At 67.4% G+C, this 6944-nt stretch carries 8 protein-coding genes, 1 tRNA gene, 1 rRNA gene and 1 pseudogene; 4 read left to right on the top strand and 7 right to left on the bottom strand.

The window, feature by feature from the left end; all coding sequences use genetic code 11:
- The 3 genes from E1J50_RS25060 to E1J50_RS27600 all read right to left on the bottom strand — a co-directional run.
- Positions 1-171, bottom strand: a 16S ribosomal RNA gene (locus E1J50_RS25060); the annotation flags it as partial.
- A gap of 592 nt (positions 172-763) precedes the next feature.
- Positions 764-1060: a hypothetical protein gene (locus E1J50_RS25055; protein WP_132256852.1), complete on the bottom strand. Its 297-nt coding sequence runs from the start codon at positions 1058-1060 to the stop codon at positions 764-766.
- 67 nt (positions 1061-1127) lie between these two features.
- Positions 1128-1280, bottom strand: coding sequence for a hypothetical protein (locus E1J50_RS27600; protein WP_165937974.1), 153 nt, complete (start codon positions 1278-1280; stop codon positions 1128-1130).
- A 266-nt stretch (positions 1281-1546) separates the two neighbouring features.
- On the opposite strand from E1J50_RS27600, the gene E1J50_RS25050 reads away from it, so the two are divergent.
- Together E1J50_RS25050 and E1J50_RS25045 are read left to right on the top strand one after the other, a co-directional pair.
- Positions 1547-1620 (top strand) — tRNA-Gln (locus E1J50_RS25050).
- Positions 1621-1939: 319 nt separating this feature from the next.
- Positions 1940-2146 carry a hypothetical protein gene (locus tag E1J50_RS25045; RefSeq protein ID WP_132256849.1) on the top strand — a complete coding sequence of 69 codons (207 nt, stop codon included), beginning with the start codon at positions 1940-1942 and terminating at the stop codon, positions 2144-2146.
- A gap of 180 nt (positions 2147-2326) precedes the next feature.
- Here the strand turns inward: E1J50_RS25045 and E1J50_RS25040 are convergent, their stop codons facing one another.
- The 4 genes and pseudogenes from E1J50_RS25040 to E1J50_RS25025 all read right to left on the bottom strand — a co-directional run bounded on the left by E1J50_RS25040 (position 2327) and on the right by E1J50_RS25025 (position 4807).
- Positions 2327-2542 (bottom strand): hypothetical protein, encoded by a 216-nt coding sequence (locus E1J50_RS25040; RefSeq protein WP_132256847.1) that lies wholly within the window; start codon positions 2540-2542, stop codon positions 2327-2329.
- Positions 2543-2691: 149 nt separating this feature from the next.
- Positions 2692-2817: pseudogene (locus E1J50_RS25035) on the bottom strand (co-chaperone GroES); the annotation flags it as partial.
- 270 nt (positions 2818-3087) lie between these two features.
- Positions 3088-3597: an SCO family protein gene (locus tag E1J50_RS25030; RefSeq protein WP_132256854.1), complete on the bottom strand. Its 510-nt coding sequence runs from the start codon at positions 3595-3597 to the stop codon at positions 3088-3090.
- A 91-nt stretch (positions 3598-3688) separates the two neighbouring features.
- Positions 3689-4807 carry an MBL fold metallo-hydrolase gene (locus E1J50_RS25025; RefSeq protein ID WP_132256844.1) on the bottom strand — a complete coding sequence of 373 codons (1119 nt, stop codon included), beginning with the start codon at positions 4805-4807 and terminating at the stop codon, positions 3689-3691.
- Positions 4808-5217: 410 nt separating this feature from the next.
- Between E1J50_RS25025 and E1J50_RS25020 the strand changes: the two genes are divergently transcribed.
- Complete coding sequence (locus E1J50_RS25020) at positions 5218-5964, top strand: ABC transporter ATP-binding protein (protein WP_132256842.1); 747 nt, start codon at positions 5218-5220, stop codon at positions 5962-5964.
- Positions 5965-5981: 17 nt separating this feature from the next.
- On the top strand, positions 5982-6944 hold a 963-nt coding region (locus E1J50_RS25015), incomplete at its 3' end, for an ABC transporter substrate-binding protein (protein WP_132256839.1).

Below are 6944 nucleotides of genomic sequence, written 5' to 3'. Positions count from 1 at the left end.
AGGGCGTATCCGGTATTAGCACAAGTTTCCCTGTGTTATTCCGAACCAAAGGGTACGTTCCCACGTGTTACTCACCCGTCTGCCACTCCCGTCCGAAGACGAGCGTTCGACTTGCATGTGTTAAGCCTGCCGCCAGCGTTCGCTCTGAGCCAGGATCAAACTCTCAAGTTAAAGAGCTCGATCATAGCTGATCACGTTTGACAGAGGCTCACAACCAATCCAGACGTCGCCGCCCAGATCGTGTGAGCTCTCGAACCGTAAACAGCTTGTATCCACTCACGATCCAGCACAAAGCCAGATCCGCAAGGACACGCGCCGTCCACGCTTCTCTTCCTCAGATGAACTTGTCAAAGAACACAGGCCCGAGGGAGAAGCTTTCCCGAACCGAGCAAAGGAGGCTGTGGGCAGAAGCCCCACCATCCACTTGCCTGCTAGGGAGAACCCTGATACCGCAACCACCGTCTGGCAGTCCGTCTCAGCGGTGGGGCCGTTTAGAACCCCGCCGTTTCCGTGTCAACCCAGCTCTTGCTGCGGTGCCGAAGATTTTATGGCACCGCCGAAGACCTGCTAGAACACCCATATCCTGAGACAAAACAAAGGTGCGTCCGGCTTCCGCCGGATCTCACCGTCCGAACTGCTCAGGAGATGTCCCGGCGGCCGATCCGCTCTCGCGTCCGGCGCCGATGAGCAGGGATATACGGACTGGTCCGGCCTCCGTCAACTCTGAAAGTTCGTCCGACGCCCCGCGGCTCTGCATCGAACGTCAACCGACGCTGCGCTCGTGGGCCATCTGCAACTCACCTCCGGCGCTCGCGGTGAGATAGGCGATGGTCCTCGCGTCGAGGCGCGCAGCCTTGAGGTCCTGGCGCAGGGAGGCCTCGCCAGCCCAGGCCGTCCCTCCGATGTTGGGAAGGTACTGCTTGAGCAAGGCGCTCACGATCTTGTCGCGCTCGTAGCCGCTGTGACGCACGAGCCGCCGGATCCCGAGGATCAGATCCTCCGTCTCGTCGTGCCTGGCTGCGGATCCTTTGTGGGTCGTCGAGGAAAATCGGCGCAGCATGGGAGCGTTCACTCACGGAGGCCGACATATTGTCCTGGCCCCGTTAATGCCGCGTGTCGCCACCACATCAGCCGAGGCGGCCCCAGCGCAGGAAGCCGGCGATGACGAGAAGGGCGAGGACCGCGAGCAGCCAGGGTGGTCCCGCATGCAGGGCATAGCCCACGAGTCCGAGGAAGCCGGCGGCGATGCTCAGCATCACGGCGATGGCGACCGGGTTCATCCTGTCTCCCCTCTCGATCGTCCTCGAGGAGCGTACATAGCGAGCGAGCGTCCTATGGGCACTCTTCCATCTCAGGAAACGTCGCTGAGCCCGTCAGGCAGCGCGCGCAAGCCCCCGTTCACCGGCCGAGCAGGGCAACGCGCGGCCGTTTCCGATGCGGTTGACCGCCGCCTGCATTCAGCCTATTGCGTGCCCTCCCGCGCCGCAGGGGCCGCATAGGCCGTCGCACGCGGGCTCCAGGCTCGTCCGCCGCGCGGGGGCCTTGGTGGGGGATAGTTTAACGGTAGAACGGTGGACTCTGACTCCTCTAGTCCTGGTTCGAATCCAGGTCCCCCAGCCACCTGAAGTCCTAAGCCCTTCCGATCAATTGAGCGTCTCGCAAAGCCGCCCTGCGGACTGAGCCTGTTGCTACAAAGCCTGTCCGGAGGATGGCGAAGGGGCTGTCCTGACCAGCGGGCTTCGGACCGGGCTGATGGTTAGGATCGGCCAGGAGCGTCGGCCGGCCCCCTCCTCGGAGCATCCCGCGCCGTCAGCGTAACGAACCAGCGGGAGAGCGACGCACCCGGCGGCCTCCGCGGGGAACCGGCGGGCGGATGCCGCGATTGGCCATGCCAAACGGTGTCGACCGTCACGGCGGCGCGTCAGGAAGGAAGTCGCGGATGAAGATGTCGATTCTGCAGGATCATCAGCTGGCCCAGGCGCGGCATGTGCCCGACGAGACCAGGCGGACTCATACCGTCCAAGCCACGAAGCGGATTGCGCGGGTCCCGGAATGCCGCGATGCCGGACGGCAGCGCCCCGGCGCGCAGGCTGCGAGCATCGGATCCGCGAGCGAGCCGTTCGAGGGGTTCGGTTCCTTCTCCTGATGCTCGCCGCGGGGAGGCGGAGCGCCGGCCGGTGACGCTCCGGCGCACCCGGGCCGCCCGCCTGCGCACCCTCCATCACGGCTCGGGATCGTCGCGCGCGTGAGAGCGTGGGAGGGCGCGGACATGCGGGGCGCGAGGCGCAGCCCGAGAGGCTGACGAGGCGATCGCCCCTGGAAGCGCCTAGATCCGCGCGCCCTCATCGCTCGGCCGCCTCCCGCACCGGAACTTCTCCACGCGCCAGCGATCGTGTGTCCGCTGCCACTGCGCCATCCGCGGCTGGGCGACCGTGAGGCATTGCTGCGGTGTCCATACATCCTCCGAGAAGGTGTGGATGCGGGTTACGCAATGCGCCGGATTCGCTGTCAGGCAGGTCAGAAAATACAGGCTGTAGAACATCGGCCATCCATTCCGTTCGTGATGGCGTTCCGCTCCCCGTAGAATTGGTCTCTCTGCCCCCTCCCCGCCCGCAACGGCCGGGATGATCCGAGCGCGGAGACCGCCATGGAAGCCCCGTCATGCCGGAGGCTCCCGCCGTCGGGTCAGAAGGCGAGGACCTCGCCCTCCTGCGGCTTCTCCTTGGCGGTGTCCGGGATGATGATGCCGCCTTTGGTCCGCTCCTCGCCCTTGATGCGGCGCAGGAGCACGCGGTCGTGCAGGGGCCGAAACGCCATGGGTCTCCAAAACTCCTGTCGCGATTGCCTGCGGCCCGACCGTTTCGAGCGGCGGTCCGTCTCGCACAGGCTCTCCACGAACGTTCGTTAAGTCAACAAGATTGTTCTTTTTAAAGAACGCACTCGGCGAGGGTGACGTGGTCTCCCGCGGTCTTATGGCGAGACGATTCATATCTTGCGCGACGCGACCCTCCCTCGATTCGGCGCTCGCCTCCCCTATCCCAAGGCGACGGCTGCCGTCGGGATCGCCGGTGCGCGCGGTTGGGCGGCTCACCGGCTTGAGAGGTGGGGCCGGATGATCGCCAGCATCCGCTCCGCCGAGGTTCCGGGCGGAAAGAAGCCGAGATAGGTCCCGGCTCGGTCCATCAGGTAGACGAAGGCGGAGTGATCGATCGTGTAGCTGCCGTCGGGCCGCGCGACCCGCTCGTAGAAGACCTTGTAGGCGTCGGCCGCCTCCCGGATCGACTCGAGACACCCTGTCAGCCCGATCAGGCGCGGATGGAAGTTCGGAACGTACTCCGCCAGGAGGGCAGTGGTGTCGCGGTCGGGATCGAGGGTTATGAAGACCGGCTGCAGCGCCTCCCCCTCCGCACCCAGTAGGTCCAGAGCGCGGGCGATCTCCTGCAGATCGGTCGGGCAGACATCGGGACAGGACGTGAAGCCGAAATAGAGGAGCAGCAGACGGCCGCGAAAATCGGCGTCGGTGCGGGTGCGCCCGTTCTGGTCGACGAGGGCGAAGCGGCCGCCGACCGGCTCACGGTTCCACATCAGCACGTCCATCAACGCGGCGGCGGAGCGGCGCTGCCCGCCTTCGTCCCCGGCTGGAAGCGCGCAGGGGTGGCCGAGCAGCAGCAAGGCGAGCGCGGCCGCTCTACGCACCGAAGACGAGCCGGCTGCCGGTGGTCGGGACGATGATGTTGGCCGGCAACTGCGCCTGTGCTTCGAGCGCGAAGTTCAGGCCGCTGCAATGCATCGGGATGACGACGTCGGGCGCGAGATTCCGGATCTCGGCGACGACCTGCGTGAGGTAATCCTTCGGCGCCGGGCCGAGATGGAAGCCTCCGACGATGGCGTGGACCTTCTCGACGCCCGAGATCGCCTGCGCTTGGCGGACCGAGTTGACGATCCCGACATGCCCGCAGGAACTGATGACGACGAGCCCCCTGCCCTTCACGTTGAAGCAGGTGGCGTGCTCGTGGACATGCTCGTCCGGAATCACCTTTCCCTGGAGTTCGGCAGGCGAGTAGTGGCTCGCATCGCAGCCGAGGCCGTCCTTGATGCCGCGCTCCACGAAGGTGTTCGGCAGGATCCGCTCGATGGAGGAGCGCTTGATCTGCCCGGTCGTGAAGGCATGGCCGGCTACGACGGTCGGCGTCTCGCACAGCACGGTGCGCACCTTCTGGGCCGCCAGATCCCGCCGGTCGAGCTGGCCGAAATCGGTAAATTGTCCCTGCACGCCCGCAGGGCTCAAGCGATGGCAGAAATTGTCCTCGCCGCCGGCATAGAGCTTGAGATCGGGCGCCAGCACGGCCCGATACCTGTCGAGGAACCCGGTCAGTCCGCCGTAATGGTCGTGGTGGCCGTGGCTGACGATCAGGGCGTCGACCTTCGTCGGATCGACCTTCAGGATCTCGATATTGTTGAGAAGGGCCTCGGGGCTGTAGCCGAAATCGAGCAGGATCGTGCGGGCTTCGTCCGCGCGCTGCGATTCCAGGAAGAGCGACAATCCCCACTGATTGTGGAGGACCTTGCGGTAATCGCTGCCGCGGCCGCTGCCCGGCGGCTGATGGACCACGCCCTGAACCGTGCTGGGCTTCAGAAACTGATCGTGGGCCGAATCGATGAGGACCCGTAGACTCAGCGTGTCGACGCCCGGCACCTCGATCGGCGCGGCGCTCGCGATCTCGATACAGGAGAACCCGCCCGTGGCGCCGGCGGCGAGCGCCGCCGACATCGTCAGGAAGCGGCGCCTATCGACGTTCGCGGCCATGTCGATCCGTTTCCCTCTTCGTTCGACAATTCCTTGTCCGATATTGGATCCTAGCCGAGCTGATCCGGAACGAATTTCTTTCTTTCTGCCGTCGACAGGCAAAGTCTCACGTCGCGCGCATCGCGCGGAAAGGATTATGCCGTCCCCTGCTCTCAGCGGCCGGACCTTTTCGACTTGCGCAGATCAGCGCGCACCCCTCGACCTACGCGTCCGGAACAGACACGGCGCAGAACATTCTCCAGCCCGCCGCCGTGCGGGGTCTTTCTTCCCGGGACCGCCCGATCTTTGAATTCCGGTTTCATTGATCTGGCTGGCCAGCCTCGGCCATCCTCTGCGCCACGCGGCCCGTCGGTGCCGGTCCCCGGCCATCGTCCGCCGGGGCGGCCGGGCTGCGCCCAGTTCGCGGATCGATGCCCAGTTCCCGCTCCCTCCTGACGCTCCAGGGCGTCGCCTACCGGTACGGCGCGAGCCCCATCCTCGATGCCGTGGATCTCGCGGTCGCGCCGGGCGAGCGCGTCGGCATCCTCGGCCGCTCCGGCGTCGGCAAGTCGACGCTCCTGCAGATCCTCGCCGGCCTCGCCGCGCCCTCGGCGGGCCGCGTGCGGCTCGCCGGCGCGGCCGTGACGGGACCGGTGCCAGGTTGCACGGTGATGTTTCAGCGCCCCGCCCTTCTGCCCTGGGCGAGCATCCTCGACAACGTGCTGCTGCCCGCCCGGCTCGCGGGCCGGCTCGGGCGCGACCGGGCCCGCTGCACGGCGGAGGCGCAGAATCTCCTCGACAATCTCGGCCTCGGCGAGCGGGCATCGGCCAAGCCGCATCAGCTCTCGGGCGGCCAGCAGCAGCGGGTCGCGCTCGCCCGCGCGCTCGCGAGCGCGCCGCGGATCCTGCTCCTCGACGAGCCGTTCTCGGCGCTCGACCCGGAGATGCGGGCGAGCCTGCGCGCCGACGTGCTGCGGCTCGCGCACGAGCGCGGCCTCACCCTCATCATCGTCACCCACGATCTCGCGGACGTCGCGGCGCTCGCCGAGCGGGCGGTGCTCCTCGGCGGCCGGCCCGCGCGGGTCGTCGCCGACATCCCCCTCGGGGTCGATGCCGAGGCCGAGCTGCGCCGACGCCTCGGCCCCTCCCCCGACCAGACGGGCCGCGCCGCGGCCTGAACCGAGACCCTGAGCGTATGACCGCCCCCGACGATCTCTCCGCCCTGTGGACGCACGAATGGGCGCGCGCCGACTGGACGCGCCGCGCCACCCTCGACGCCCTGGCCCGCGGCGGCCTCGCCGCGCTCCTCGGCGGCGGGGGCCTCGCCCTCTCGGGCGGGCGGGTGCACGCGGCCGACGACGGCACCGTGCGCATCGGCTACCTGCCGATCACCGATGCGACCGCGCTTCTGGTGGCCCACGCCAAGGGCTTCTTCGAGGAGGCCGGGCTCAAGGTCGCCGAGCCGACGCCCGTGCGCTCGTGGTCGGCGCTGGTCGAGGGATTCGCGGCGGGCAAGTTCAACCTCGTCCACCTGCTGAAGCCCATCCCGGTCTGGATGCGCTACAACAACAAGTTCCCGGTGAAGATCCTGGCCTGGGCCCACACCAACGGCTCCGGCATCGTCGTCGGGGGCAAGAGCGGCATCACCGACTTCCGGGGGCTCGGGGGCAAGCGCGTCGCGGTGCCCTACTGGTACTCGATGCACAACGTCGTGCTGCAATACGCGCTTCGGGAATCCGGTGTTGTCCCCGTGATCCGGGGCGAGGCGGGCGCGGGCGAGTGCGCCCTGCAGATCCTGCCCCCGCCCGAGATGCCGGCGGCGTTGGCGGCCGGCAAGATCGACGGCTACATCGTCGCCGAACCCTTCAATGCTCTCGGCGAGATCAAGGCCGGGGCGCGGATGCTGCGCTTCACCGGCGACATCTGGAAGAACCATCCCTGCTGTGTCGTCGTCGCCCACGAGCGGCAGGTCACCGCCAATCCGGAATGGACGGGCAAGGCGGTCGACGCGATCGTGCGGGCGCAGGCCCATTGCATGAAGAACCGCGAGGAGGTCGCCCGCCTGATCTCGAAGGACGGGCGCGGCTACCTGCCGATGCCGGCCGAGGTGGTGGTGAAGGCCATGACCGATTACGGGCCGGCCTACGAGGCGAGCGGG

Origin of the sequence: Methylobacterium segetis (assembly GCF_004348265.1) — a bacterium.
GTDB classification, from domain to species: domain Bacteria; phylum Pseudomonadota; class Alphaproteobacteria; order Rhizobiales; family Beijerinckiaceae; genus Methylobacterium; species Methylobacterium segetis.
Note: the sequence above shows the minus strand (reverse complement) of the source record. Positions and strands in the feature narration are given on the sequence as shown.